This window comes from Segatella copri (assembly GCF_009495355.1).
Taxonomy (GTDB): domain Bacteria; phylum Bacteroidota; class Bacteroidia; order Bacteroidales; family Bacteroidaceae; genus Prevotella.
In genome coordinates, this window is sequence record NZ_VZAD01000013.1 from 111938 (window position 1) to 138027 (window position 26090).

Annotated in this window: 23 protein-coding genes; 8 read left to right on the forward strand and 15 right to left on the reverse strand. The window is 44.4% G+C overall.

The window, feature by feature from the left end; all coding sequences use genetic code 11:
• Position 1: 1 nt before the first annotated feature.
• The 10 genes from F7D20_RS01305 to F7D20_RS01350 form a co-directional block, all read right to left on the reverse strand.
• Positions 2-1054, reverse strand: coding sequence for a TerY-C metal binding domain-containing protein (locus F7D20_RS01305; protein ID WP_158462455.1), 1053 nt, complete (start codon positions 1052-1054; stop codon positions 2-4).
• Between the two features lie 13 nt (positions 1055-1067).
• Positions 1068-1733 carry an AIM24 family protein gene (locus F7D20_RS01310; RefSeq protein ID WP_158462456.1) on the reverse strand — a complete coding sequence of 222 codons (666 nt, stop codon included), beginning with the start codon at positions 1731-1733 and terminating at the stop codon, positions 1068-1070.
• A gap of 6 nt (positions 1734-1739) precedes the next feature.
• Positions 1740-2378: a vWA domain-containing protein gene (locus tag F7D20_RS01315; protein WP_158462457.1), complete on the reverse strand. Its 639-nt coding sequence runs from the start codon at positions 2376-2378 to the stop codon at positions 1740-1742.
• Position 2379: 1 nt separating this feature from the next.
• On the reverse strand, positions 2380-2799 hold the full coding sequence (locus F7D20_RS01320) for a hypothetical protein (protein WP_158462458.1): 420 nt from the start codon (positions 2797-2799) through the stop codon (positions 2380-2382).
• 69 nt (positions 2800-2868) lie between these two features.
• Positions 2869-3507: a vWA domain-containing protein gene (locus F7D20_RS01325; protein ID WP_158462459.1), complete on the reverse strand. Its 639-nt coding sequence runs from the start codon at positions 3505-3507 to the stop codon at positions 2869-2871.
• 1 nt (position 3508) lies between these two features.
• Positions 3509-4216, reverse strand: coding sequence for a TerD family protein (locus F7D20_RS01330; protein WP_158462460.1), 708 nt, complete (start codon positions 4214-4216; stop codon positions 3509-3511).
• Positions 4217-4235: 19 nt separating this feature from the next.
• Complete coding sequence (locus F7D20_RS01335; protein WP_158462461.1) at positions 4236-4877, reverse strand: stress protein; 642 nt, start codon at positions 4875-4877, stop codon at positions 4236-4238.
• A 2-nt stretch (positions 4878-4879) separates the two neighbouring features.
• On the reverse strand, positions 4880-5560 hold the full coding sequence (locus F7D20_RS01340; RefSeq protein WP_158462462.1) for a TerD family protein: 681 nt from the start codon (positions 5558-5560) through the stop codon (positions 4880-4882).
• Between the two features lie 6 nt (positions 5561-5566).
• Positions 5567-6139, reverse strand: coding sequence for a TerD family protein (locus F7D20_RS01345; RefSeq protein WP_158462463.1), 573 nt, complete (start codon positions 6137-6139; stop codon positions 5567-5569).
• Between the two features lie 131 nt (positions 6140-6270).
• The gene (locus tag F7D20_RS01350; protein WP_158462464.1) at positions 6271-7761 is read right to left on the reverse strand and encodes a hypothetical protein; all 1491 of its coding nucleotides are present in this window, start codon (positions 7759-7761) and stop codon (positions 6271-6273) included.
• A 935-nt stretch (positions 7762-8696) separates the two neighbouring features.
• On the opposite strand from F7D20_RS01350, the gene F7D20_RS01355 reads away from it, so the two are divergent.
• Positions 8697-9152, forward strand: a complete 456-nt coding sequence (locus F7D20_RS01355) for a DUF6078 family protein (RefSeq protein WP_158462465.1) — start codon at positions 8697-8699, stop codon at positions 9150-9152.
• Positions 9153-9361: 209 nt separating this feature from the next.
• Positions 9362-11230 (forward strand): VapE domain-containing protein, encoded by a 1869-nt coding sequence (locus F7D20_RS01360; RefSeq protein ID WP_158462466.1) that lies wholly within the window; start codon positions 9362-9364, stop codon positions 11228-11230.
• Between the two features lie 171 nt (positions 11231-11401).
• On the opposite strand, the gene F7D20_RS01365 is transcribed toward F7D20_RS01360, so the two are convergent.
• The 3 genes from F7D20_RS01365 to F7D20_RS01375 all read right to left on the reverse strand — a co-directional run bounded on the left by F7D20_RS01365 (position 11402) and on the right by F7D20_RS01375 (position 15306).
• The gene (locus F7D20_RS01365) at positions 11402-12982 is read right to left on the reverse strand and encodes an L-lactate permease (protein WP_158462467.1); all 1581 of its coding nucleotides are present in this window, start codon (positions 12980-12982) and stop codon (positions 11402-11404) included.
• 237 nt (positions 12983-13219) lie between these two features.
• On the reverse strand, positions 13220-13444 hold the full coding sequence (locus F7D20_RS01370) for a hypothetical protein (protein ID WP_158462468.1): 225 nt from the start codon (positions 13442-13444) through the stop codon (positions 13220-13222).
• A 65-nt stretch (positions 13445-13509) separates the two neighbouring features.
• Entirely contained in the window at positions 13510-15306 is a 1797-nt protein-coding gene (locus F7D20_RS01375) for a hypothetical protein (RefSeq protein ID WP_158462469.1), read from the reverse strand.
• Between the two features lie 456 nt (positions 15307-15762).
• On the opposite strand from F7D20_RS01375, the gene F7D20_RS01380 reads away from it, so the two are divergent.
• A complete protein-coding gene (locus tag F7D20_RS01380; RefSeq protein WP_158462470.1) occupies positions 15763-17058 on the forward strand; it encodes an O-acetylhomoserine aminocarboxypropyltransferase/cysteine synthase family protein in 1296 nt (431 codons plus the stop codon).
• Positions 17059-17107: 49 nt separating this feature from the next.
• On the forward strand, positions 17108-18055 hold the full coding sequence (gene cysK, locus F7D20_RS01385; protein WP_158462471.1) for a cysteine synthase A: 948 nt from the start codon (positions 17108-17110) through the stop codon (positions 18053-18055).
• Positions 18056-18183: 128 nt separating this feature from the next.
• Here the strand turns inward: cysK and F7D20_RS12860 are convergent, their stop codons facing one another.
• Entirely contained in the window at positions 18184-18345 is a 162-nt protein-coding gene (locus F7D20_RS12860) for a hypothetical protein (RefSeq protein WP_194253464.1), read from the reverse strand.
• Positions 18346-19177: 832 nt separating this feature from the next.
• Here F7D20_RS12860 and F7D20_RS01390 point away from each other — a divergent pair.
• Positions 19178-20053 (forward strand): helix-turn-helix domain-containing protein, encoded by an 876-nt coding sequence (locus tag F7D20_RS01390; protein WP_158462472.1) that lies wholly within the window; start codon positions 19178-19180, stop codon positions 20051-20053.
• A gap of 169 nt (positions 20054-20222) precedes the next feature.
• On the opposite strand, the gene nhaD is transcribed toward F7D20_RS01390, so the two are convergent.
• The gene (gene nhaD / locus F7D20_RS01395) at positions 20223-21593 is read right to left on the reverse strand and encodes a sodium:proton antiporter NhaD (RefSeq protein ID WP_158462473.1); all 1371 of its coding nucleotides are present in this window, start codon (positions 21591-21593) and stop codon (positions 20223-20225) included.
• Between the two features lie 324 nt (positions 21594-21917).
• Between nhaD and rhaB the strand changes: the two genes are divergently transcribed.
• The 3 genes from rhaB (at position 21918) to F7D20_RS01410 (ending at position 25964) form a co-directional block, all read left to right on the forward strand.
• The gene (gene rhaB / locus F7D20_RS01400; RefSeq protein WP_158462474.1) at positions 21918-23417 is read left to right on the forward strand and encodes a rhamnulokinase; all 1500 of its coding nucleotides are present in this window, start codon (positions 21918-21920) and stop codon (positions 23415-23417) included.
• Positions 23418-23495: 78 nt separating this feature from the next.
• Positions 23496-24749 carry an L-rhamnose isomerase gene (locus F7D20_RS01405; protein WP_158462475.1) on the forward strand — a complete coding sequence of 418 codons (1254 nt, stop codon included), beginning with the start codon at positions 23496-23498 and terminating at the stop codon, positions 24747-24749.
• 183 nt (positions 24750-24932) lie between these two features.
• Complete coding sequence (locus F7D20_RS01410; protein WP_158462476.1) at positions 24933-25964, forward strand: L-rhamnose/proton symporter RhaT; 1032 nt, start codon at positions 24933-24935, stop codon at positions 25962-25964.
• The last annotated feature ends 126 nt before the right edge of the window (positions 25965-26090 follow it).

Sequence of the window (26090 nt, forward strand, 5' to 3'; positions counted from 1 at the left end):
TTTATCCTCTTCCTCTTGTTATGTCAGCTCCACCAGCAGCAATCTCACCCAAAGAGCCTTCCATGCCACACCAAGGGCAAGCTGTCGTATTTCCATCTGAACACATAATATTACCACATTCACAGACCACAACACCTAATTGTGCGCCACAGCAAGGACAGGTTGGTACACCACGCAAAGCAGTAGTATTGATACTCTGGTTAGAATTTCCATCAGACAAGCTATTATATATTTCTTCGTCTATAGGATAGGCACCAACCAACTTAAACTCATTCTTCAACAATCCAAGACTGCCATAATCCAAGTCCTTGTACTCAGTCATTCGCTTGGCATATTTTACAAGATAAGTTTTCTTGGTATTGGAGCATTTGCCTACCAACACCACAAAGTTCTCATCTATGACACAAGGCTTAGAAGTATCTACCTTTTCAAGATTGATACCAGATGTAGGTGCCAACTTTACTTCATCATCACCCATATCCGTCACAGAAACGCTTGTTGCCTTGATGGAGGCTGTAACCCATTTGAAGAATGACTTGAACGACATTTCATCAGTATTATTCAAACGAAGCACATTATCAGAAATTTGTCCCAGCAACTGCGTATTCGCATTATCCCCGATAGATATGGCTACAATATTGGCAGAATGACGGTACTTCTGATTCCAACGAGTAAAAGCAGGAGTTGGATCATCTGTAGGAGTTCCATCTGTAAAGAGGAAAATGATAGGTTTCCAATCACCTTTTTTCTCCAAGGTTGTCTTCACTAACGACTTGTCCATATCATCCATCAGAAAGTTAAGAGCAGCACCTAAAGACGTACCTCCACCAATAGGAAACGTTGGAGGATAGAATTTATACAATTCCGTCAAAGGCGATACACTTTTTGCTTTACCGGCAAAAGCTATCACAGATATATATGCTGTTTCAAGAGCATACGGATCGGTACGCAATTCTTGAACTATCATTCTCATACCATCCTGCACTTGTTGGATTGGTTCTCCTACCATTGACTCTGATACGTCAACGAGGAAATATATAGGTAATCTTCTCATTGTTTTGTTATTGTTAGTTATTTTTATAGACCATCATCGGTAAAGGACTCAGATATACCTTACCTGGTCCTGTAACTTTCATCAAGCTCAATCCTTCTCCTCTCAATACATTTCCAACAGACCAACCTGCTTGAATCTGTGAAGGAGAGAAACCTTGGAAAGCTACGATATGATTTTCATCAATTTCTATCGTTTCACCATTGCCCAGAATCTTTTCTATTGGAGAACCAAGGGAATCAAGAAAAACAGTAGCATTACCATCTATCTTTTGGAAAAGTCCTACTCCACCCAACAATCCTTGAAGGCTTATATTAAGGTTCAAGTTTATCTTATTCGTGGATGCAACATAATGTCCACGACGACAGATTAAGTTATCTCCTTGCAATCTAATAGGAACGAGAGCACAACAACTACCAGAAAGTACCATTTTTCTCTCCGTATTTGTAGGATTATAGAAACGGATTATCAAAATAGATTCACCTGACAACGCTGATTTCAAAACACCTCCCAAAAGGCTGCCTAATCCACCATTGTTAGAGCTACTTCCATTAAACTCCACATCGCGTTGCAAAGCCTCATCAACATAGACAATACTTCCACGCTCTGCATAAAACGACTCCCCTGGTGTCAATGTCACTTCGAGAGTCTTATACTCATATCCTACTATCTTGCAATTCATATCACTTTATACCACTAAATTTACTTCTGTTGGAGGTGCAGGCAATTCCACTTGATCTGTAACACCCATGGTCTTACCACCTCCGATAATGTTAATAGATACCCATTGAAAGAACTTCTTGAATGTATTACTATCCATTGTATCAAGGGTAAATACATTGTCAGTAAGTTTCTTCAAAGGTTCTGTTTTTGCCTCAGGACCAGCAGCACAAGCCACAATATTTGTGAACTGATGTGCTTTGACCTTTGGTATCACATTATCGTATGCCAACAAATCCGAAGGTTTTCCATCTGTCAAGACAAACAATAATGGCATCCAATCGCCTTTTTGCTCTTTAGATCCCATATTCACCTCTGCATCATATCGTTGACACAACAATTCCAAAGCAGCTCCCATGTGAGTCGGTCCAGCTTCAGGACAAACAATCTCCGGCAATTGAAGGTTCTCCAATTCGGTCAAAGGAAGAATTTGCTTGACATCCTTATCGTATGTTATAATACTAATACAAGCCGTTTCCAAAGCGTATGGATCTAATCGCAAAGATGCTATCATATCCGACAGTCCCACCTTCACAGACTCTATAGGTTCTCCTTTCATAGAACCAGACGTATCTATCAATATATAAACAGGTAATCTTCTTGTCATATTAATTATCACTTTTCTTATTATACCCCATATAAGCTCCATACAAAGCACTACCAATCAACAACAGCCAAAATGTTGATTCACCGTCCTTTTCGTACTCATATCCATTAAAAGCCATTATCATTTGATATATAAAATAGGTTGCCGGACATAAAATCATGCCAATCAATGCTCCACCTATAGATTTATGAGGAACAAAATTAGTTATAACACAGCCTACAATTATAGCACCTATTATCAGTACCAACATATATTCAGCCTCCAACCACATTCCAAGTAAAGCCAATATTACTCCAACTATAACAGAGGCACCAAAACCAGCTAAAAAGGCCATTAAAAACTGAGGCTTCTTTTCTGGTTCATTCTCATTTGTCACATTATACTGAGGATTTTCTAGTTTATCGATATTATAATCACCCATAATTATTACTATTTAAAAATTTGAGTCTGGACTTTTGATATATACAAAGTCCAGACTATAGTTAAACTCTTAAACTACTACATTTACTTCAGGAGGTGGAGGTGGCAACTCACTCATTGTTGTCGCTTCACAAGCAGTATCCTCCACAGACTTACTGCTTGTACTGATTGAAGCAGAAACCCACTTGAAGAAAGCCTTGATTGTAGCACTATCAGCTGTATCAAGCTGCACCACGTTCTCTGTGATTTGTTTCAAGGTATTGGTGTTAGCACCTTGACCTGCGGCACAAGCCACAACCATGCCACACTTACGCTTTTTGAACTCCTCAAGCCCCTTAGTAATTGAATCGGTAGGCTCACCATCAGTCATAATAAAGACCAATGGTCGCCAATCGCCCTTTACCTCTGCTGTAGTCTTTGTAATCTCACTATCTATCTTCTGTGACAGCAGTTCCAAAGCACCGCCTAAGGCTGTACAACCGCCAGCATCAATGCTCGGTTGTTGGAATGCAGCCAACTCTGTAAGAGGTGAAACCTGCTGTGCAGATGTATTAAAAGTGATAATACTGATATACGCTGTTTCCAACGCATAAGGATCACTTCTCAATGTGGAGATAAGTGTCTGAACACCATTTTTCACGGCCTCGATTGGTTCACCATACATAGAACCCGATGTATCGAGGAGTAAATATACTGGTAATCTTCTCATTTTATTTAGAATAATTAGTTAATATACGTCTAATTGTTAAACACAAATTGGCATCTTCATAAGCATCACCAATGGCAGCAAACTTCCAGTCATTTCCACGACGATAGAGTTTTCCCATAATCAAGGCTAGCTTACCTCTATATTGAGGAGTTGCGGCAACATCATACTGAGCAAATACATGATGAACTTTATCAGGAGTTCCTTCATACATCCTTATAGCTGCATAAGGAATTTGGGAAAAATCCTCTGTGCCGCAATTATTCAAGAAGAAGAATATCTGATGTACATCGGAACTAATCTTAGACAAATCAACTTTAATGATTTCATTGTCTAATCCATCATCTCCATCAGCATCTCCTTCTCTATCATCTCCAGAATGATGCAATGCATAATCTCTAGAATCTACTTTTCCTGGAGGCATACCATATTGAGCCAGAAAATCAACTCGATATTCTGGAGAATAAATGTGATCTACAATATCTCCTGCAGCATTTACCATGATACAGCTTAAATCTAAATCCACACTTATCTTTTCTCTTTCTATATGAGTCTGTCTTCCAAAACCCAAAAATCCCTCTTTGTCAACGATTTCAAGAGTACGTCCAGTTTCAATCATACCCCAGTTACAACCAACACAGAAGTTGGTCAATTTCGCACCAGTCTCTTTTTCAAGATTGATGCGTTGTCCTTTTTCAAGTTTTATTGCCATAATTCTCAAGTTTAAATAATTAATCTTTACTGCCAGGACTGTAATTGAATCCCCATCCATATTGTTTGTCACAATCACGATGTCCATCATGAAATGTTACCAGTTTCTTCACTGTAATAGAATTATCACCTGCAAAATCCAGTTGGGCTATTGCACAGAACTTTTTGTCATTGTACTGTTGCCCCATTTCCACAATTACCTCTTGATTGCCTGGCACTTTGACTTTTACAACTGCATTCGTCTCCGACCATTTAGCTACACCTTCATAAATAAAGGTATAAACTATAATACGCTTGATTTCATTGATACCAACAGGATTCACAAGAATGGTTTCTCCAGAAGAAGCACCACCTCCACGATCATCGCCTTGATGCCATATATAAGGAGCCATATCATAGCAGCCTTGTCGAGTCACATGATGACGATCACCTCCTCTACCATGAGAAAATTGCAAACCATCTATCAGCATTTTCTTGCCATTACGCAATTCATAATAACAGCCTAAATCCAGATCAATGGCATTGCCAAAGAGATTTTTGAAAAATCCCCCTTTACTCCAGTCAAGATTGATAACAATCTCACCTGCAGAAGGTTTGCCCGCTGTAGGCTTTTCCAAATTAATGCGATGAGTATCACCGCTCTTTTCTAGAATGATTGCCATAATTACATAAATTTAGAAGCATACTTTCTGCAAATAGGTTCTAGTCCATCTTTATGAGCCTCACCTACTGCCTGGAATTTCCATTCAGAGCCACGACGATATAAGCGTCCAAATTCTACACCTTTATCAGTAGAGAAGTCTTCATCCAAATCATAACGGCAAATTACCTCTCCATTTATTGCATTCTTAATCTGAATATATGCATCACGAACCTGACCAAAATTATACTTCATTCGTGGAGCATTCACAGGGTCATTTGCATCTGATGGACTCCAATAGATACTTGCTGTAAAAAGGATTTCTTGCACCTTAGCCGAAGTTTTTGTCAAATCCACTTCTATTTCCTCATTACCCTCTCCGGTATCATCGTCATCATCACCTAAATCATCAATAGATCCTAAGACGCTTTTATCTAAAGATATTGGACGCATAACAGGTTTGCCGTTTTCATCAAAGATTGGCTTTCCATTATCATCTAAAGCCTGAGTCTGATTACCAGAACCATAGAAAACAAAATCATATTCGTTTTCTATCTGTCCATTGCTACCCAACAGGAAAGTAGATGCATCCAAATCATAAGCAGGTTCTGCATTTGGATTCACCTTCCATCCCATCTCTACCTTCAAACGAGTCAAACCAGATTCGATTTCAACTCGTTGACCTTTAATCAAATTAATAGCCATAAGCGATTATGCAAATTGTTTAGCATATTTGTTCACGAGAGCCTGCAGACCACCTTTATTACCATTACCGATAGCCTCAAACTTCCATTCTCCATTATGACGATACAGACGGCCAAACTCTACAGCTGTCTCTATAGAAAAGTCCTCATCCAAATCATAACGAGCTATCTCTGTATTTGTCTTTGCATCATAGATACGAATATAAGAATTTCGTACTTGACCAAAATTCTGGCGACGTTCATCAGCTTTATAAATAGTTGCAGTAAAGATTATCTCTTTAATGTTTTGACTAACCTTTGTCAAGTCAACATTCAGGGTTTCATCATCACCACCATCACTATTTCCACCAGTCAGATCATCGCCTGTAGATTCCACAGAACCATCTGGAGCTTTCTGATTTCCATAGAATACAAAGAAGTCCTGTTGTGGAATCTGACCATTCTCACCCAACATGAATGCAGAAGCATCCAAGTCGAAATCATAACCAGAACCCTCATTTGGATCCCAACCGAGTCCTACACCTACTAATGACAGCCCCTTATCCATACTAATGCGCTGTCCTTTTTCAAGATTGATCATATTCTCAAATATTTAAATTGTTATTATTATCTGTTTGATGGTGCAAAGCTAATCATTTTTCTCTATACCTTTTATATATGCAAACGTTGCAAGTCAACAAGAGTAAAATGTCTAACAAATAGGTTGCAACCTTACAAGGCTGAAATTTTCTGCCATTCGTCAGAATCTAATAAAGGTTTTATTCCCTCATCTATACCATCCTGATAAGTCATCAAATCTGCCGAGATTCTTACTCCATAATTACCATACATATTACGCTGTATTATATAGTCTTCTGCATGGAACAAAACATCATTCAATTTCAATATCTGTTTTTTCAATAATGCAATCATTGGCGCACGAGTTGCATAATCCAAGATATTAGGAGCTTTATCAGCCTCACCGCCAAACTTCTTATAGATGATTTGATATTTCTTCATAATAGCAGCCATTCGTTTTTGATATCTTTCAAGTTGTTTGGCAGTTACAGGCTTATTAAAGTTGATACCTCCACTCATAGACTCTAACAAAAACAAAGCATATAATGCCTTTTCCCTTCTGTGGATTTTCTCCAACTTGACATCTGCCTCTGGAAAATAAATTTGCTCTTTAAAAGTATCAATGACAACAGAACTCTTCACACCCTTACGAAGCATTAGAATATCAAAGATCTGCTTATAAAAACCACGGAAAATAAAACGGCCAGTTTCTTCTTGCAAATAATTCAGTCTTAGATTATGATAGTTCTCTGCCAACAAATCCAATATCTTACGAATAGTACCAAGAGCATCATCCTCTATTTCTACAAGCAAGAAATTTGACACCATTCTATCATTCACAAAAGATTCCCCAATCTTTATCATGAAAGAAGGATTTACCATTCCAAACTCTTTCACATTCAATTTCGCAGCCAACAGGTCTTTACAAAAACGTTCTGTTGACAAGCTACGCAACTGCTTAATAATAACTTGCAGTCGTTCATAGCTCACCTTAGGATATAAGAAATCTGCAATCTGATACAAATCCGTTTCAGAAATACTTTGATAATGCTCCGCTATTTTTGGCAAATAGACAAAATCAAAACCCGATAATCGTATCTCCGAACAGATTTCCCGATAACTATTTTGGATTTGCTCATTGATTTTCTTATCAAATTCACTTTCAACATAGAGAATTTGAGTATCTTCAAATTTTATTTCAGATGTATCAATGGAAAGTACAGTTACCGAACTTCCCATATTGATAGTCAAACAGCAACGTAAAGCTAATATTAGCAAAGCCTCTTCCCTTGCACAATAATTGTCAGACATTGCCGTTTGATTGAAATCACCAATCAAATCATGTTTAAGACTATCATCAGCCAAAAGAAGTTCATTCAAAGCTGCAGCAAAAGTATAGGAGGCGGCAACCACTTCATCTTCTTTTTTGATTCCATATTTCTCACGCAAAGAATCAAGAAAGATAATCTCTCTTGCATCAATGATACCATCAGCCTCTATCAAATCAGAAACTATTCTCATTATACTTGCACGTTCAGACTGCCTCATGCCTTTCCTATTTAATGACAGAGGCTCCCAACCTGCCAGATTATTATTAAGGTATATATACAAAGAAGCGCGGAGCCAGTCTGCTGCTCGTTCCACGCTATTAAGGCCTTCGCATTGCCCTGTCTGTCGAAACGAACAACGCTGGAAGCCCCACGCCGATGTAAGTATATAGTACCACCTATCAACTCATTGCTAAGTGCTATGAGCCAATAAGGGCTGTATATATGATACATCCCAAGGGGCGTCCCCGTTGCTTTGTTCTTGACAGACATTTGGAAGTTGCGAAGTTCTAATAGCGTCAAAACCAAAGCGTACAGTTACGCCTTTATGTATATATGTCCATCCCACCTTCGCCCAGTTGGAGCTTCCAGTAAGGATAAGACAATGTAAAAGTAAAAAATATTATTGAAACTGCAAAACTTTTTGCAGAAAAAGTTACGAAAAAAGTTGTGGAAGGGGATATAAAGGGAGAAACATAGTCTCCTCATGCCCCACGAAATAAAAAAAACACGAAGCATTGCCACAAAATTAAACAGCGCAAGAAATCAAGATTGTTGTAGAAGGTGGTGTTGATGCCGCAGAAAAGCAGATAAGAGCCAACCAATATACCGAGCCTTTCAAGGCTTACAAAGGAAGAGTCATCGCCCTCGCCGTGGAACTGGACGACAAAGGAAAAGGCCTCGTCGATTGGAAAGAAGTGTAATGAAAAGATTCGGCTCACCACGATAGATAATGGATGCGTTCTTTCTCTTTATAATTATGGTTCGTGCCCACACGTACGTATAATTTATTTTTTATAAAAATGTATCAAAGTATCATTTTTGATGTTCAGCACCGTTATATCTAATTGATATATTAGCAGTTGCCGGCAATGAGACTTTTCGTGAAATATGATGAGAAGTATCATAAAAGTATCATAGAAGTATCATAAAAGTCGCATTTTTTGGAAAAAAATATCATTTTCGATGCAACATTTTGCCATTTTCCACGTTATTAAGATAATCAATTATTAACTTAATACCCAATAACACATGGACGAAAAAGAACTGCTGAGAAAAGCTTTTGAGTATGGCGAGGTGCCAGGCATCATCACCTACTGCTTCACCGAACTTTGTCCGATGAAAAACAACTGTATCCACTATCTCGCCTCGCTTTACAAGAACGACGACACCAAGCGGGGCCATGCCATCTTCCCCAATGCCTTGAAAGACGGAAAATGCGAGTTCTTCGCCCCACTGCGTATCGTGAAAATGGCCTGGGGATTCGACAAGCTCTTTGCCGAGGTGAAGTTGAAGGACGCTCCCCTGCTCCGCTCCGAGATGAGAAGCTACCTCGGCAGCAAGGGACAGTACTACCGATATAAACTGGGACAACAGAAACTCGTGCCCGAACAGCAGGAATACATCAAGCAACTCTTCGCTCGCTTCGGTTACAAGGATGTGGATTTCGAATACTTCGCCGAGGAAATCGACTTCACGAGTATATGATGAAGAATCCTGCCACCCATGGTTTCTCCGTGCCCACCACATGTTCCCTTACGGACCGACGGACGGGCATCGACTGAACAAGCCTTGGGCATCGACTGAACAAGCCTCGGGCACACACTGCCAACACAGTGGGCAACAAGTGCCCAAATGGGAAGCCCACTTTTGGGCACTATACTTTCTTTTTCCAACAAGCTTTCAAAAAAAACATCATGAAGATTACAATCGTACACAACGACAATAAGAAGCAACTCCTCGTAAGCACAAAGACGATGGAGAAACTACTGGAGCGCATCGCTAAGGACGACAGCAAGCAGAGCGTAACCCGATTCAGAGACTACGCCGCCTACATCGACGAAGACTACCGTTTCTACAAGGACATGCCTACATGGATGCACATCTATCCTGCCGCCGAGTTTGCGAAGGACGAGAACAGCAACCTGAAGATGAAGATTTGTAATGGCATCCTGCTCCTCAAGTTCAACAACATCACCGACCCCGACGGCACGGAAGGCGTGAAGCGTTCGGTCGCCATCCTGCCCTCCACCTTTGCCGCACTGGAAAGTGCCGACGGAAAGAGCGTCATCGTGCTGGTAAAATTCACCAACCAGAACGACAAGCTGCCTACTTCCGAGCCTGAGGCGGAGCAGCTCTATCGCATCGCCTACCAACAGATCCACCCCATCTACCAAGCCGTGGTCAAGGCATCGCTCACCATCGGCGCCCAGGTTGCTTCCGTCGAGGCTTCCTCTGCCATGTCGAACGAGCCTTCGCTGCACAACAGTTTCATGATGACGCTGGATGCCCACCCTTATTACAATGCCAAGGCGGTGGCGATGAGGATAGACTGTCATTACCGCACGGAAGACACCGACCAGCAAGCCGATCCTGAAGCGAAAGGAAAGGCCAGAAACGAGGACATGGACTGCAAGGACGAGAAAAACGACATAGCAAGCATGATGCTGCTGTTGAGAAACCAATACCATTTCAGATACAACTCGGTAATGAAATACGTGGAATACCAGCCGAAGGAGAAAGGATGGTACGGATACCGACCCGTGGAGCCGAGGGTGATGAAAAGAATGACGCTCGAAGTACAGTTGGCTGGACTAAGGGTGAGCATCAAGGACGTGAGGAATTTTCTGGAGTCGGACTACATCAAGAATTACAATCCGATAGAAGAGTATCTCTATCTGTGCCACAACAAGTGGGACGGCAAGGACCACATCCGTGCCTTGGCCCGCACCGTGCCCACCAACAATCCATACTGGGCAGACTGGTTTTACACGTGGTTTCTCGGCATGGTGGACCAATGGCGTGGATACACACATCGCCAGTACGGCAACTCGGTGGCTCCGCTCCTCATCTCCAAACAGGGCTTCAACAAGAGCACATTCTGCCGCCGCCTCTTGCCGCCCGAACTGCAATGGGGTTACAGCGACAACCTGATTCTCTCGGAGAAACGACAGGTGTACCAGGCGATGGCACAGTTCATGCTCATCAATCTTGACGAGTTCAACCAGATTTCACCACAGGTGCAACAGGGTTTTCTGAAGAATCTTATCCAGTTACCTACGCTGAAATACAAGCCGCCGTACGGAAGTCACGTCATGGAGTTTCCACGCCTCGCCTCCTTCATCGCCACGAGCAACATGAACGATATCCTCACCGACCCATCCGGCAACCGCCGTTTCATCGGCATCGAGTTGACGGGGCCCATCGACGTGAGTGTCCGCCCCAACCACCAGCAGCTTTTCGCCCAGGCGCTTGTGGCGTTGGGCAATGGCGAGAAGTGTTATTTCGACGCCGAGCAGGTGAAGCTCATCATGCAGAGCAACTGCCAGTTTGAGGTGGTTCAGCCGATAGACCAGTATTTCCGTCTCTACTTCGAACCTGCCGACGACGAGAAGGAAGGTGAGTACATGACGGCCGCCGAGATTTTCGACTTTCTGAAAAAGCAGATAGGTTCGTCGCTGAAAGTAAACAGCTTGATGGGATTCGGACGAAAATTGGCTAACATGACGCAACTGAACCACAAGCGTTTCGCCGATGGAATGAAATATCTGGTAAAGAAAAGATAAAGCAGCCTAAAATGAGACTTCCATGATACTTTTATGAGACTTTTCGGAACAAAATCCGAAAAGTCTCATTTATTATATATGTCTATCTATCAATGTATTACAAAAAGTTTCAAAGTCAAGAATGATACTTTGATACTTTTCTTTCAAAAAAAAATATTTACGGGCAAGAGATCAGCATCCTAAGTAAACCATAAGTCCACCCAGTACGATATACAACACGGCGTATGGGATAGCGGAACGGAGGATCTCGCCGTCCTTACCCTCCATGTCGCATGAGGCAGTGGCGATGGCGATGCTCTGCGGACTGATCATCTTTCCACCCGTGGCACCTGTGGTATTGGCGGCAACAAGCCAGTTGCTTTGACTTCCCTCCACCCCGAAGAAAGTATCAGTGCCCGTCATGCCGAGCTGGTTGGCAACATGCGCCTGGAGCTTGGCGAAGAGAATATTGGATGAAGTATCAGAACCCGTTACGAAGGTACCGATGGCACCAATCATCGGAGCTACCAATGGATAGAAATCACCCGTCACAGCCACCAAGCCCGAGGCGATGGAAGTTATCATACCCGAATAGTTCATCACACTCGCCAAGGCTATCAGCGAACAGATGGTAACCACCGTCTTGCGCAAGTTCACCGTGGTTCGGGCCAAGATGACCATCAGTCGCTTGAAACTCAACCCCTGTACCAATCCACCGATCGTAGCACCCAGGAAGAGCATCAACCCTGCATTCGAAATCCAACCGAACTTAAAGGTACTGCCCAGCACCGGCAGATTAACAGCACTCACCAAATGCGTCTTCAGGAAGGCGTTGACTGGAGGACAGAGCGCACCCGACACCAAGATAAACACCAATATAAAGAGGTAAACGCTCCACGCCTTGAAGCTCTCGGAGAAAGTGAAGGTCTCCTGTTTCTGCACCTTGCTCTTTCTCGCAAACACCTTGGCATAAACGATAATGGCAACGATGGCGGCGATAGAGCCGATGATGGCAGGAGTCTCCGAACCGAGATAATAGCCGCAGACGAACTGCACCGCCACGGAAATCATTCCCACCCAAAGGGATATGACAAGGTTCTTGACGAGATTATGCCTGTCGGTAAGGGTAAGGATGATGAAAGGCAGGATGATGAAGAGCGGAGACAACTGTATGATGGCGAATGCCGATGTTTCGCAAATCTGCGCCACCGATGCCGAGCCGCTTTCCGCCACCTCATTGCAGAGCGTGGTGACAGGCACACCGACGGCACCAAATCCCGTTGCCACCGTGTTGCCGACCAAGGACACCAGAGCCGAGAACATGGGTTTGAATCCCAGTCCGATGAGGATGGCGGCAGGAATCGCCACCGCCGTACCGAAGCCAGCCATGCCTTCGAGCAATCCGCCGAATCCCCAGACGAGCAGCAGCACGAGCAATCCCTTATCGTCTGTAATCGAAGTGAATTGTTTCTTGATAACCTCAATCTGCTTGCTTTCCACCAATATATTATAGCTATAGATAGCCATCAGGATGATGATGAGGATCGGGAACACCGCCTTCAGCAGACCTTCCACCACAGCCCATCCCGTCAGGGCGAGGATGCTGTCCCCCGCATGTTCCGGGGCTATCATCCCCAGTGGAGAGGCGGCGAAAAGAGCCAGCAATACAGTTACTACGAGTGTCAACAAGGCGCTCTTATGTCCTGCCATCTTGAAGCCGAGCATCAAGACGAAGAGCAACACAATGGGTACAATAGAAATAATAGATGCCATAAGTTATTCAGATTTTATGTTTTTGCCTGCAAATATAACAATTTTCTTTGAGAATAGTATAAAGAAATAAGTATTTTTAAGGCAACAATTATGCCCCAATATATGAAGTCTGATGAAAGAAAACATGCAGAAAAAACGAAGCCGGCTTCATGTGGCAACGCAAGTACTTTCGTTGTTGATTTAAAGTACTTACGATTGCCATAGAAGCCGGCTTCGTTTTAGGGGGTATTCCCTCTTCTATTCATCCCATGCAGTCCAGGGGTTGTAGGGTTTTGCCATATCGGCAACACTGCCGTTGCCGTTGTTTTCATTTCCTCCTTCTGATGAAGTTCCACCCACATTAGTGCCAGTTCCTTCGTGGACGATTTGGTTCTGGTCTACTTTTCCAGGCGATGCGGCTATGAAATGTTCTGTTTCCATCTTCACCAATATCATAGTTGGCTTGTTGTATATCTTTTTCATTTTCTTTTCTCCTTTTACTATTATTTTTACATCATTTTCCCTTCATGTGCATTCTCGGCACACTCTTACTTACGGAGATATTTTCTGCCGTTGCGCACCACGATGCCCTTGTAAGAAGCATCCACACGCTGTCCGCTCAGGTTGTAAACCTCGGCTTGCTTAGAAGCTTCCTCTGCCGAAATGTTGCTGATGCCTGTTGTCGAAGCTGCCATCACTGCTACATGAATCTTGGCGTTGGTGTTATTGTTCTTGCTTGCAGCCTGTGCCGCGTTGTTGTTCGCCGCATTCCAGTTGGGGAAATAGAAATAAGCACGCATGCCGTTGAACTGAAGAGTGGAACCATCTGGCAGATATTTCAGATAGTTGCCAGCAGCTGTGCTGATGTACTGATACTTCTGGCTGCCGCCGTCGGAAATAGGAGTCGATGTGCTACCATCTATATATTTCTTGCGACCATACAGTCCACGATAATAGAATTCGCCGTTCACAATTTTGTCGTTATACGAAGCCTTCACCTCATAAGGAGGCACCACGGAAATAAGTTTTTCTCCGATATGGGCATAATAAGTTGACTCTTCCCCCATAAGAGCTTCAGGCTCCATGTTCTCTGCACCTGGAATGGTCTTTAAACAAGCTGTCTGTGTACCCGATGCCTGCATCAGATAAGGCACGCCAGCCTTAATAGTTAGGTCTGTCAGTTTAGTAAAGGCAAGCACACCGTTATTTATCTGTCCAACCAATTGCTGAGCAGTTTCACTACTTGTTGTCGTAGGTTTGGCAAGAGCAGTAAGCTCGCAGCCGAAAGCTGTCTTAAAATCTTCTTTAGTCAAATCGAAAGGCAGACAGATTGTATTCCACGCACCAACCTTGTTGACCAAATTTGTGCGATGCACATACACATCCACCTTATCTTGAAGAGCACCCTGTTGCACCAAGTATTCAACACGACCCTCAGCATCATTCTCATCAAGATAAATCTTGTTTACCTTAAAGAAATCGCCTTTCAGTACAATGAGTTTAGACTCACTTTGATTTCGCTTCACCAAAATGCCCTCGAAGGTTCCGCTGGTTCCTACATAGTCATTAAGATTGATGCCATCCAACTGTGAACTATTGAAGTAAATACGATTACTCATATCATCTTCACTTGTACCAGTCTTTTCATCCTGTACCAAATAAAACTCCGTATTATTGTCCTTATTACTTGCCTTCTTAATGGTTCCTGGTACTTTGATAATTGTATTCAAATACTTACCATACGAAGCTGTTGCCGGATTTCCATCGGCAGGATTTGTATTTGCAATTGTATTCACATCTTTGACTTCAGTAACAGGATAAACAGCCGGCTTTGTTCCATCTGCGCTTGCCTCGCCCGAATGGTATACAGTAAGAGAAGTCTTGTAAGTAGTCCCATCGATATCCTTCGTTTTATGTATGGCACCGAAATACACCATTCCGCTCTCACCCTCATTATAGTCACCTATGATCGAACCTGTGATTTTGCTACCAACAGCCAAATCAGAAGGCAACGAGAATCCCTTATCTATATTATAAGGTGAAACCCATAAGCCATATTTACTATTATCGACAATAAAAAATGAGTTGATGAATTTTTCATCTTTGATGTCTGGGTCTGCATGTTTCATCACAGCCACTACGATAGCAGGATTTGTTGCATCAAACTGTATGACCACATCTTGATGTTTCTGATTATTTGACTGAGCAACATCACGTATTTGCTCGATAGAGGTAAAAACCCTCTGCGTTGTTGTCGACCCTGTCGTTAGAGCCCAAGCCTGTCCTGTGGTGAGGATGATGATACTAATCAGCATCCATAATCGAGATAGAATTAAACTTTTCATTTTACTTACAGTTTTAGTGGATTATTTTGAGTATATTTTTTGTTCTTGCGAATTACCTTTTCCCAGATGAACGTTTTAAACGTATATCTTCTTTCACAGGGGCAAAATTAGTAAAAAAATCAAAACGTTTTCTTTTTGCATATCATTTTTTCGCAATTAATTACGAAAACGTTTACGATAACTCCCCTTTCCTTACGTTTTATCTATCAATTACTATCTTTCGCTTACTTTTTACTGCCAACCTCGTCATTTATACATAAAAAAGACAGAAAGCAAATCTCCCCATTCCCTATATATAATAAGGTATAAAGGGAGAAAAAGAGGGTAAAAACTGTCATATACCACAAACGTGGTAGTAAGAATGCCACTATTATGCGATTTTATAACTCGTTTTTTCGCCGTACCTTTGCATCGTCAATCAGAAATAATAAACAATTTAAAGAAAGGACATAGATCATGAGTACAGAAAAGAAACTTCGCTTTGAGACACTTCAGTTGCACGTAGGTCAGGAAAATCCAGATCCAGCTACCGACGCTCGTGCGGTGCCAATCTATCAGACTACAAGTTACGTGTTCCGCAACTCTCAGCACGCTGCCGATCGATTCGGACTCCGTGACGCAGGAAATATCTATGGTCGATTGACCAACTCTACTCAGGGTGTATTCGAAGACCGTGTGGCTGCCCTTGAGGGTGGTGTGGCAGGTCTGGCTGTCGCTTCTGGTGCTGCCGCTGTTACCTACGCTCTGCAGAACATCCTTCAGAATGGCGACCACATCGTAGCAGCCGACAATATCTACGGTGGTACTTATAACCTCATCACTCATACATTGACCACACAGGGTGTCAGCTACTCCATCGTAGATCCTCGCAACTTCGAGCAGGTAGAGGCAGCCATCCAGGACAACACCAAGGCTCTCTATGCCGAGACCTTCGGAAATCCTAACTCAGATGTAACCGATATCGATAAGTTGGCTGAGATTGCTCATCGCCACAACATCCCATTGATTATCGACAACACCTTCGGCACTCCATATCTCATCCGTCCTATCGAGCATGGTGCTGACATCGTGGTTCACTCTGCCACTAAGTTCATCGGCGGTCACGGTTCTTCTCTCGGTGGCGTCATCGTAGATGGCGGTAAGTTCGACTGGAAGGCGAATGCAGACAAGTTCCCTACCCTCGCCAAGCCAGACCCATCTTATCACGGTGCAGTCTTCGCAGATGTAGCCGGAGCAGCAGCCTTCGTAACCCGAATCCGTGCGGTCATCCTTCGTGACACCGGTGCCACCATCTCTCCATTCAATGCCTGGATTCTTCTTCAGGGCTTGGAGACATTGAGCCTCCGTGTAGAGCGTCACGTACAGAATGCATTGAAGGTAGTGGAGTACTTGGAGAACAATCCAAAGGTAGCCAAGGTCAATCACCCAGCCGTCCCTTCTCATCCCGACCACGAGCTCTACAAGAAGCTCTTCCCTAACGGCGGTGGTTCTATCTTCACCTTCGATATCAAGGGCGGCGAGAAAGAGGCATGGGAGTTCATCGACCACCTGCGCATCTTCTCTTTGCTGGCCAACGTAGCCGACGTGAAGTCACTGGTTATCCACCCAGCCACCACCACCCACTCTCAGTTGAGTCCAGAGGAGTTGGAGGAGCAGCACATCTATCCTTCTACTGTTCGATTGAGCATCGGTATCGAGAACATCGACGACCTGATCGAGGCACTCGACGAGGCATTCACTTACGTAAAGTAAACATTACAAAGCATTAGTCTTAACTTCTTTAACTTCAAAAAAAACAAAAATGGCAAAGATATATAAGCAGATTACTGATTTAATCGGTAAGACCCCATTAGTAGAATTGGGTAAGTATTCAGCATCCAAGGGTTTGGAGACTCCTGTGATTGCTAAGGTAGAATTCTTCAATCCTGGCGGCAGCGTAAAAGACCGCGTAGCCCTCGCCATGATAGAGGATGCCGAGAAGAAAGGCATATTGAAACCGGGAGCTACCATCATCGAACCTACCAGTGGCAATACAGGTGTAGGACTGGCATTGGTATCTGCCGTGAAGGGTTACCACCTCATCCTCACCATGCCCGAGACGATGAGTATTGAGCGACGCAACCTGGTAAAGGCTTATGGTGCAGAGGTAAGACTGACCAGTGGTAAAGACGGAATGACAGGTGCCATCAAGGCAGCCGAGGAACTCCGCGACTCCATCCCTGGCGCTGTCATCTTAGGACAGTTTGTCAATCCTGCCAATCCAGCCAAGCATTACGCCACTACAGGTCCTGAGATTTGGGAAGACACCGATGGCAAGGTAGACATCTTCGTGGCAGGTGTAGGAACAGGCGGCACCATATCGGGTATTGCCAAATACCTGAAGGAGCAGAATCCTGACGTGAAGGTCATCGCCGTAGAGCCAGCCACATCGGCAGTTCTCAATGGTAAGCAGAGTGGTCCTCACAAGATTCAGGGCATCGGTGCCGGCTTCGTGCCAAAGACCTATTCTTCGGAATATATCGACGAAGTGTTCGACGTACAGAACGATGATGCCATCAAGGCTGGCCGCGACTTGGCTCAGACCGAAGGCATCCTGGTGGGAATCTCTTCTGGTGCTGCAGCCTTTGCTGCCACCGAGATTGCGAAGCGTCCTGAGAACAAGGGCAAGAAGATTGTGGCGCTGCTCCCCGATACAGGCGAGCGATATCTAAGCACTGTACTCTATGCTTTCGAGGAATATCCTCTGTAAAGCAGGTTCATTTATAAGTTAGCTGAATAGCGAAAAGGGAGATAAAGGCTTGATAGAAAGTCTTTGTCTCCCAATTTTTTACACACCGAACTTTCCTATGTACGGAAGTTCCATATACATTGTACCCCTTATCTAAAAACATAACAACGTTTTAATATAGCACGTGCCTTGGCTACTTGCTTGGAGAAGTCAATGGAGCCTCGCTTTTCCAATGCCTCATCAGCCGCTTCAACGAAACGAGCTGCTGCCTCACCATGAAGGACAGGTATTGTTTTAATTTCTATTGCCATAATCTTCTTATTTTTAATGTTATGTACTTATTTAATCTGCAAAAATATGCTTTTATTTCCACATTACCAAGCTTTTTGTTAACTTTCAGTTGAATTTTACCAAAAATTCCAATTTCACACCTATCTATCATTTCATCCTCTCCAATTCTTCATCCCGTCTCATCTTATCATTCAACTTTTCCTACAACTGGTTCTGCTCCATCTTGCCACCAAGGTCGTTGATAAGTTAGCACATAAAAACAGGTACTCTATACCATTATTAAAAATCTCTTTTAATTTGCTTGGTTGTCTCGAGGAAAAACATACTAAGTTTTAGGATTATAATCCCAAAATTCATACTATTTTTTGGGATTAGGGCAATTTTCAACGTTTTCATCTATCTTCATCCCCTATCTCATAGAGGCTGTATCAGTCATGAAAAACGACATTAAAATGCATCTTTCCTCCTACCCTGCATCACAGGGCTGATTCATGTTCTAAATAACGAAGGTGAAACAGCGGAAAATCGAACTGTAATCGTAATCAGTATCCCTTGCATTCCTCCCAGCCCATTATACACATACTTTAGACTCTACTCATCACCTATATATAATAAGGTATAACCTATTTTTTATAGTTAGGGCGGAGTTATCGCAACTTATTCCATTCTTCACCCCCTTACATCATAGAGGAAGGACACCTTTACGCAACGGGCTACATGGAAGGAAAAAACAGCTGAGGAGGTGCGGACGACAGTACTTTTTATGCACATAAAAGCATAAAAAAACTTTCATCATGCTCTTTTCTGCTGCAAATTCTGTATTTTTGCAGCCAGAACAAGTTTATTACAGACATGCAGACAAGCAAATATCTATTGGCCAACGAACGTGACAAAGAATGGGGACTCACCGTGAGCACCATAGGGTACGAGATGATCGAGCCGGGAGAATCCTATCCCACAAAAGGACATGCCGACGGCTATTACTTCGACCTGAAGAAGGGACGCGAGCTCGATGAATACCAGTTGCTCTACCAACCCGAGGGAGAAGGCGTGTTCCAGTCGGCACATATCGCAGAGACACCTATCAAGGCCGGTGACATATTCCTGCTCTTTCCTGGCGAATGGCACACTTACCACCCCTATCCTGAGAAGGGATGGCACAGCTATTGGATAGGCTTCAAAGGCAAGAACATCGACGACAGAGTGAAGGCAGGATTCCTTTCACCCGAGAAACCTATTTACCATGTTGGGTTCAGCAACGACATACTAAGCCTCTACAAGGAGGCTTACCGCATAGCACAAGAGGAGGCCGCCTACTCACAGCAAACATTGGCAGGAATCGTCAACCACCTCATCGGCATGATGTACTCTCTGGAACGCAACATCATCCTGAACAAGAACACAGCCCATGTGGATATGATCAACAAGGCCCGACTGCGCATACGCGAATCCTTGGAGAGCGACCTCACCATACAGAAGATAGCCGAAGACCTGGGGGTAAGCTACTCATCGTTCCGCAAACTCTTCAAGGAGTTTACAGGCATCGCTCCTGCCATGTATCAGCAAGACCTACGACTGCAAAGAGCCAAGGAACTGCTCTCCACCACCGATGAGAGTATCAAGGAAATAGCCTACAGACTCAACTTCGAGTCGCCCGACTATTTCTCATCGAAGTTTAAGAACCAGACCGGTCTCAAGCCCTCTGAGTTCCGCAACAAAATGAGATAACTCCTATAACTTCCAAACATGCGAAACGTCAGTAAGACAACAGCACCTGCGAACCAGAAAAAGCGTATTCGCAAACGCAGGAGATGAAAAGGAGAAAGCAAAGAAAAAAGGCAACCTGTCACTACGACAAGTTGCCTTCTTTTTATTTCATCGACTCAAAAGAGTCAGCTTACACTGCATAGAGGAATGTGCGGATCAACCAGTAGCACACGATACCAGCCAAATAGCCTACGAAGGCGATCCAGGAAATGTGCTTCATGTACCAGCCGAAGGTGATCTTCTCCAAGCCCATGACAACCACACCAGCAGCACTACCGATAATCAGCATAGAACCACCGACACCAGCACAGTAAGCCAACAACTGCCAGAAGATTCCGTCAACAGCCATATCGCCTACAGCAGCCACAGGATACATACCCATACAGCCTGCTACCAAAGGCACATTGTCCACAATACTTGAAAGCACACCAATGATACCTGTTACGAGGTAGTGATTGCCGTCGAAGGCAACATTCAGTCCCTGACCTAAAGCTGTCAGTACGCCGATTTCTGCCAGACAAGACACAGCCATCAAGATACCGAGGAAGAAGAGAATGGTGCTCATATCCACACGAGAGAGCAACTTGGTTACTCGCTTCTGTGTACCCTCAGCATCCTGTCCGCGATGCAAACTGCGATAGAACACCTCGGTAGCAGTCCACAGCACACCCAATACCAAGAGGATGCCTACGAATGGAGGCAGGTGGGTAATGCTCTTGAAGATAGGAACGAAGATCAAACCGCCAACACCCAACCAGAACACAGCCTTGCGCTGACCTTCTGTGAAGTCGCTTACAGAAGCATTCTGCTGGGCAGAAACCTCAGGCATCACGAGTTCGCCCTTCAACATGGTCTGAAGAATCAAGGCAGGAAGAACCATGGAAACCACAGATGGGATGAAGATCTCGGCGATCACACCAGCTGCGGTTATCAGTCCCTTGTTCCAAAGCATGATGGTGGTAACGTCGCCGATGGGCGAGAAAGCGCCACCCGAGTTGGCTGCAATGATGACAAGCGAGGCATATACCATACGGTCCTTGTGGTCGGTAACGAGCTTACGCAGAATCATAATCATCACGATACTGGTAGTCAGGTTGTCGAGGATGGCAGAAAGGAAGAAGGTAAGGAAGGCTATGCGCCACAGCAGAGCACGCTTCGACTTTGTCTTCATCACCTTGCGAACCCAGTTGAATCCGCCATTCTGGTCTACTATCTCTACGATTGTCATGGCTCCCATCAGGAAGAAGAGGGTCGTTGCTGTATCGCCCAGGTGTTCCTGGATAATACCCGTTACCTTTTCTACCATTCCTGCAGCACCACATGTATAGTCAGGGTGCATCATCTGAAGATACTGCATAGGGTCAACCATGTAGAGTGTCCAGCACCCCACGAGCATGAGCAAGGCTATCGCAGCCTTGTTTACCTTCGTCAGGCTCTCTGTGGCTATGAGAGCATAGCCAAGCACAAAGACGACGATAATCGAAATTGTTAATGTTGTCATTTTTAATTGTTTGTGTTAGATATTTTTTATATTTGTTTGTATTGGATCGTATTTTTGCCAAACGGGTGCAAAGTTACGAAAAGAAACGCAATATCTGTTCTTTTCCTTATTATATTTATATGAAATCGTTTACTTACTTTTACTTTTGTCCGAAACAGCAGGTGTTTTCTTCTATCTGTTACTGTTTCACGTAGCCTTCCTGACGACAGAAAAATCACCGGGTCAAAAAATAAGGATGAAAAATCAAATAATCGTGGTCGGCAGCTTCTTTTAGTACTATCTTTGCAACCGTAAACAACATAGGAAATCTAACGACCTAATCGAATGAACAACAAAAAATACTATTTTGCGGTAGACCTCGGTGCTACCAGCGGACGAACCATCATCGGTTCTTTGTCGGAAGGTAAGTTCTGTCTCGAAGAACTGACACGCTTCGACAACAACCTGATACAGACAGGCGGACACTTCTACTGGGACATCTATGCCCTGTATCAGGAAATCATCAAAGGTCTGAAACTGGTGGCGCAACGCGGCATCAACATACAGAGCATCGGTATTGACACCTGGGGATGCGACTTCGTGTACGTAGCCAAGGATGGAGCTATCCTGCGCAACCCACTGGCTTACCGCGACCCACACACCGTGGGCATGATGGAGAAATACTTCGACGAGAAGATAAGCAAGGAAAAGGTATACGAGAAGACGGGTATACAGTTTATGAACTTCAACTCGCTTTTCCAGCTTTATGCCATGCGCAAGGCTGGCAACGTGGCGCTCGAGAATGCCGACAAGATACTCTTCATCCCCGACGCGCTGAGCTATATGCTTACAGGCAATGCCATCTGTGAATACACCGTGGCTTCCACCTCGCAGATTCTCAACCCTATGACAGGCGACCTCGACAACGATCTCGTAGAAAGCCTTGGACTGAAGAGAGAGCAGTTTGGAAAGATGACCCATCCTGCAACCATCATAGGCACCCTGACCGAAGAGGTTCAGCAGATGACTGGTCTGAAGGCTGTGCCCGTTATTGCCGTGGCAGGACATGACACAGCCAGTGCAGTAGCTGCCGTGCCTGCCAAGAACGAGGAGTTTGCCTACCTGAGCTCTGGCACATGGAGCCTGATGGGCATTGAGACCAAGAACGCCATCATCAACGAGAAGAGCTACGAACTCAACTTCACCAACGAGGGAGGAATAGAGGGCACTACCCGATTCCTCAAGAATATCTGCGGCATGTGGATTTACGAGCGTTGCCGCAAGGAATGGAAAGACGAGGCTGCAGCCCATCAGAAAGACATGACAGCCTTGGGACATGGCGAACTGATAGCAGAAGCGATGAAGCAACCAGCCTTCCAGAGCATCATCAACCCCGACGATGACTGCTTCGCCAATCCTTCGAGCATGACAGAGGTCATCCAACAATATTGCGAAAAGACCGGACAGCATGTGCCACAAACGAATGGCGAGTTCTGCCGTTGTATCTTCGAGAGTCTGGCTCTCCGTTATCGTCAGGTATTTGGCTGGCTGAAGGAGTTTGCCGACATCGACCTCAATGTTCTTCATATAATAGGTGGAGGCTCGCTCAACAAACATCTCAACCAGTTCACCGCCAACAGTTGTGGTGTCAGCATATTGGCAGGTCCTCAGGAAGGAACAGCCATAGGCAATATCATGTTGCAGGCAAAGGCATCGGGCGATGTGAAGGATATATGGGAAATGCGACAGATCATCGCCAACTCTATCGAGTTGCAGCAATTTGAGCCTCAGGACAAGGAGGCATGGGATGCGGCATACGAGAAGTTTTTAAAGGTAAAAGGGTAAAAAGGTAAAAAAGTAAAAACTTCTGAACTTGCTAAAATTCAAAAAATAATAACAACAATAAGAAAAAACTTAAAAACAATGAAAGCAGATTTGATTTTAAAGAATTACGAGATTGCCAAGGAGCGCTATGCGGCTCTTGGTGTGGATACAGACAAGGCTATTGCCACATTAGAGAAGACTCCTATCTCCCTGCACTGCTGGCAGGCTGATGATGTAGTAGGTTTTGAACGTGGCGAAGCTGCATCGGGTGGCATACAGAGTACTGGCAACTATCCCGGCAAGGCTCGCAATATCGACGAGCTGCGTCAGGACATCGAGAAGGTAAACTCTCTTCTGGCTGGTACCTTCCGTCTTAACCTGCATGAGATTTACGGTGAGTTCGGTGGCAAGCAGATTGACCGCAACGAGGTAACCGTAGATCAGTTTACAGGCTGGATGCAGTGGGCTAAGGAGCAGAACATGAAGCTCGACTTCAACTCTACTTCTTTCTCTCACCCTAAGAGTGAAAGTCTCTCTTTGTCAAATCCCGATCCTGCTATCCGCGAGTTCTGGATAGAGCACACCAAGCGTTGCCGCCGCATTGCCGATGCTATGGGTAAGTTCCAGAACGATCCATGTATCATGAACATCTGGGTACACGATGGCAGCAAGGACATCACCGTAGAGAAAGGCCGCTATCGTGAGATTCTGAAGAACTCGCTCGATGAAATCCTGGCAGAGGAGTTGCCAAATATGAAGTCATGCCTCGAAGCTAAACTCTTCGGTATCGGACTGGAGGCTTACACCGTAGGTTCTCACGACTTCTACGCAGGCTATTGCGCCAAGAACAATGTGATGTACACCCTCGATACAGGTCACTATGAGCCTACAGAGAATGTTTCGGATGCCGTTTCTGCACTCCTTCTCTTCGTTCCTGAGTTGATGCTCCACGTATCTCGTCCTATGCACTGGGATTCAGACCACGTGACTCTCTTCGACGACAACACCCGCAACCTCTTCTCAGAGTTGGTTCGTGCCAATGCGCTCGATCGTGCACACATCGGTCTCGACTATTTCGATGGTTCCATCAATCGTATCGGAGCTTATATCATCGGCGTACGTGCTGCCCAGAAGTCTTTGCTGCAGGCATTCCTTGAGCCTCTCGATACTCTCCGCAAGTATGAGGACGAGGGCAAGCTCTTCCAGCGCTTGGCTCTCTTGGAGGAAGAGAAAACATTGCCTTTCGGTGCTGTATACGACTACTTCAACCTGAAGAACAATATCCCTGTAGGCGAGGAATACATTGCCGACATCGAGAAATACGAGGCAGAAGTACTCGCTAAGAGAAACTAAGATATTGAACATTTGTATGTTCAGGAGTTAAAGAAGTTAAAGGAGTTAAGACAACAGTCTTTGCACGTAGTTTTTAAGCAACAAGACATACGTCTTAACTCCTTAACTTCCTTAACTCCTTTAACTTCTTTAACTTCTTTATATACTAAAGTTCAGTAACCTAAAAACCAAACTATTAACAATATGGAAATATTAATAGGACTTTTAATCATAGCAGTGGGCGCCTTCTGCCAGTCGAGCTGCTATGTTCCAATCAATAAGATAAAGGACTGGAGCTGGGAATCTTACTGGATTGTACAGGGCGTCTTTGCATGGCTTATCCTTCCTTTCATAGGTGCCATGCTTGCCGTGCCAACCGGCCATTCGTTCTTCGAGCTCTTCGACGGCTATGGCTTCGAGGTGATGATGACCATGCTCTTCGGTATGCTCTGGGGAGTGGGAGGCCTTACCTTCGGACTCTCCATGCGCTACTTGGGAGTGGCATTAGGACAGAGCATTGCCTTAGGTACATGTGCAGGCTTGGGAACCATCATGGGACCTGTGTTGCTCAACATCTTCTTACCCGAGATGGATGCCTTGTCTTCGCTTACCTTCAGCGTTATCCTCGGAGTGGTGGTCACCTTGTTGGGTATCGCCATCATCGGAGTGGCAGGAAGCATGAAGGCCTCATCGCTCTCAGAAGAAGAGAAGAAGGCTGCAGTCAAGGATTTCAACTTCCCCAAGGGCTTGACCATAGCGTTGCTGGCAGGTTTCATGAGCGGATGTTTCAACGTAGGTCTGGCCTTTGGCAGCGACATACACTTCGGAACATTCACTCCCGATATGTACAAGACGCTTCCCGCTACCTTCCTGGTAACAGTGGGTGGATTCATCACCAATGCCATCTATTGCTTCTATCAGAACTCCAAGAACCACACTTGGGGTGATTATCTGAAGCGCGAGGTATGGAACAACAATATCCTGTTCTGTGCTTTGGCAGGTGCCCTGTGGTACAGTCAGTTCTTCGGACTGTCATTGGGCAAGGGCTTCCTCAACGAGTCACCTACCCTCATGACACTTTCCTTCTGCATCCTCATGGCACTCAACGTTGTATTCTCCAACGTATGGGGAATCATCCTGAAGGAATGGAAGGGCTGTTCACCCAAGACTATTGCCGTGCTCATCCTCGGCATCGTGGTGCTCATCATCTCGAGCTTCCTGCCGCAATGGGTATAAGAAGAATACTACCGACATTTCACTTTTATTGATGATTTAGATTAGGTAGGGGGCACTCCTTGTGAGTGCTCCTTTTTTGTAACATCTTTGTCTCATTTTCGTCAATACCTTTCAATCTCATCGCAA

What these genes read in the sequence shown, in the direction of transcription:
- F7D20_RS01355 (WP_158462465.1), top strand. Translation starts at nt 8,697, where the DNA reads ATGGACGAAAAAGAACTGCTGAGAAAAGCTTTTGAGTATGGCGAGGTG.
- F7D20_RS01330 (WP_158462460.1), bottom strand. Translation starts at nt 4,216, where the DNA reads ATGGCAATAAAACTTGAAAAAGGACAACGCATCAATCTTGAAAAAGAG.
- F7D20_RS01410 (WP_158462476.1), top strand. Translation starts at nt 24,933, where the DNA reads ATGGAAATATTAATAGGACTTTTAATCATAGCAGTGGGCGCCTTCTGC.
- F7D20_RS01365 (WP_158462467.1), bottom strand. Translation starts at nt 12,982, where the DNA reads ATGGCATCTATTATTTCTATTGTACCCATTGTGTTGCTCTTCGTCTTG.
- cysK (WP_158462471.1), top strand. Translation starts at nt 17,108, where the DNA reads ATGGCAAAGATATATAAGCAGATTACTGATTTAATCGGTAAGACCCCA.
- F7D20_RS01340 (WP_158462462.1), bottom strand. Translation starts at nt 5,560, where the DNA reads ATGGCTATTAATTTGATTAAAGGTCAACGAGTTGAAATCGAATCTGGT.
- F7D20_RS01325 (WP_158462459.1), bottom strand. Translation starts at nt 3,507, where the DNA reads ATGAGAAGATTACCAGTATATTTACTCCTCGATACATCGGGTTCTATG.
- F7D20_RS01375 (WP_158462469.1), bottom strand. Translation starts at nt 15,306, where the DNA reads ATGAAAAGTTTAATTCTATCTCGATTATGGATGCTGATTAGTATCATC.
- F7D20_RS01320 (WP_158462458.1), bottom strand. Translation starts at nt 2,799, where the DNA reads ATGGGTGATTATAATATCGATAAACTAGAAAATCCTCAGTATAATGTG.
- F7D20_RS01305 (WP_158462455.1), bottom strand. Translation starts at nt 1,054, where the DNA reads ATGAGAAGATTACCTATATATTTCCTCGTTGACGTATCAGAGTCAATG.
- F7D20_RS01310 (WP_158462456.1), bottom strand. Translation starts at nt 1,733, where the DNA reads ATGAATTGCAAGATAGTAGGATATGAGTATAAGACTCTCGAAGTGACA.
- F7D20_RS01315 (WP_158462457.1), bottom strand. Translation starts at nt 2,378, where the DNA reads ATGACAAGAAGATTACCTGTTTATATATTGATAGATACGTCTGGTTCT.
- F7D20_RS01390 (WP_158462472.1), top strand. Translation starts at nt 19,178, where the DNA reads ATGCAGACAAGCAAATATCTATTGGCCAACGAACGTGACAAAGAATGG.
- rhaB (WP_158462474.1), top strand. Translation starts at nt 21,918, where the DNA reads ATGAACAACAAAAAATACTATTTTGCGGTAGACCTCGGTGCTACCAGC.
- F7D20_RS01360 (WP_158462466.1), top strand. Translation starts at nt 9,362, where the DNA reads ATGAAGATTACAATCGTACACAACGACAATAAGAAGCAACTCCTCGTA.
- F7D20_RS01405 (WP_158462475.1), top strand. Translation starts at nt 23,496, where the DNA reads ATGAAAGCAGATTTGATTTTAAAGAATTACGAGATTGCCAAGGAGCGC.
- F7D20_RS01335 (WP_158462461.1), bottom strand. Translation starts at nt 4,877, where the DNA reads ATGGCAATCATTCTAGAAAAGAGCGGTGATACTCATCGCATTAATTTG.
- F7D20_RS01345 (WP_158462463.1), bottom strand. Translation starts at nt 6,139, where the DNA reads ATGATCAATCTTGAAAAAGGACAGCGCATTAGTATGGATAAGGGGCTG.
- F7D20_RS01380 (WP_158462470.1), top strand. Translation starts at nt 15,763, where the DNA reads ATGAGTACAGAAAAGAAACTTCGCTTTGAGACACTTCAGTTGCACGTA.
- F7D20_RS12860 (WP_194253464.1), bottom strand. Translation starts at nt 18,345, where the DNA reads ATGGCAATAGAAATTAAAACAATACCTGTCCTTCATGGTGAGGCAGCA.
- F7D20_RS01370 (WP_158462468.1), bottom strand. Translation starts at nt 13,444, where the DNA reads ATGAAAAAGATATACAACAAGCCAACTATGATATTGGTGAAGATGGAA.
- nhaD (WP_158462473.1), bottom strand. Translation starts at nt 21,593, where the DNA reads ATGACAACATTAACAATTTCGATTATCGTCGTCTTTGTGCTTGGCTAT.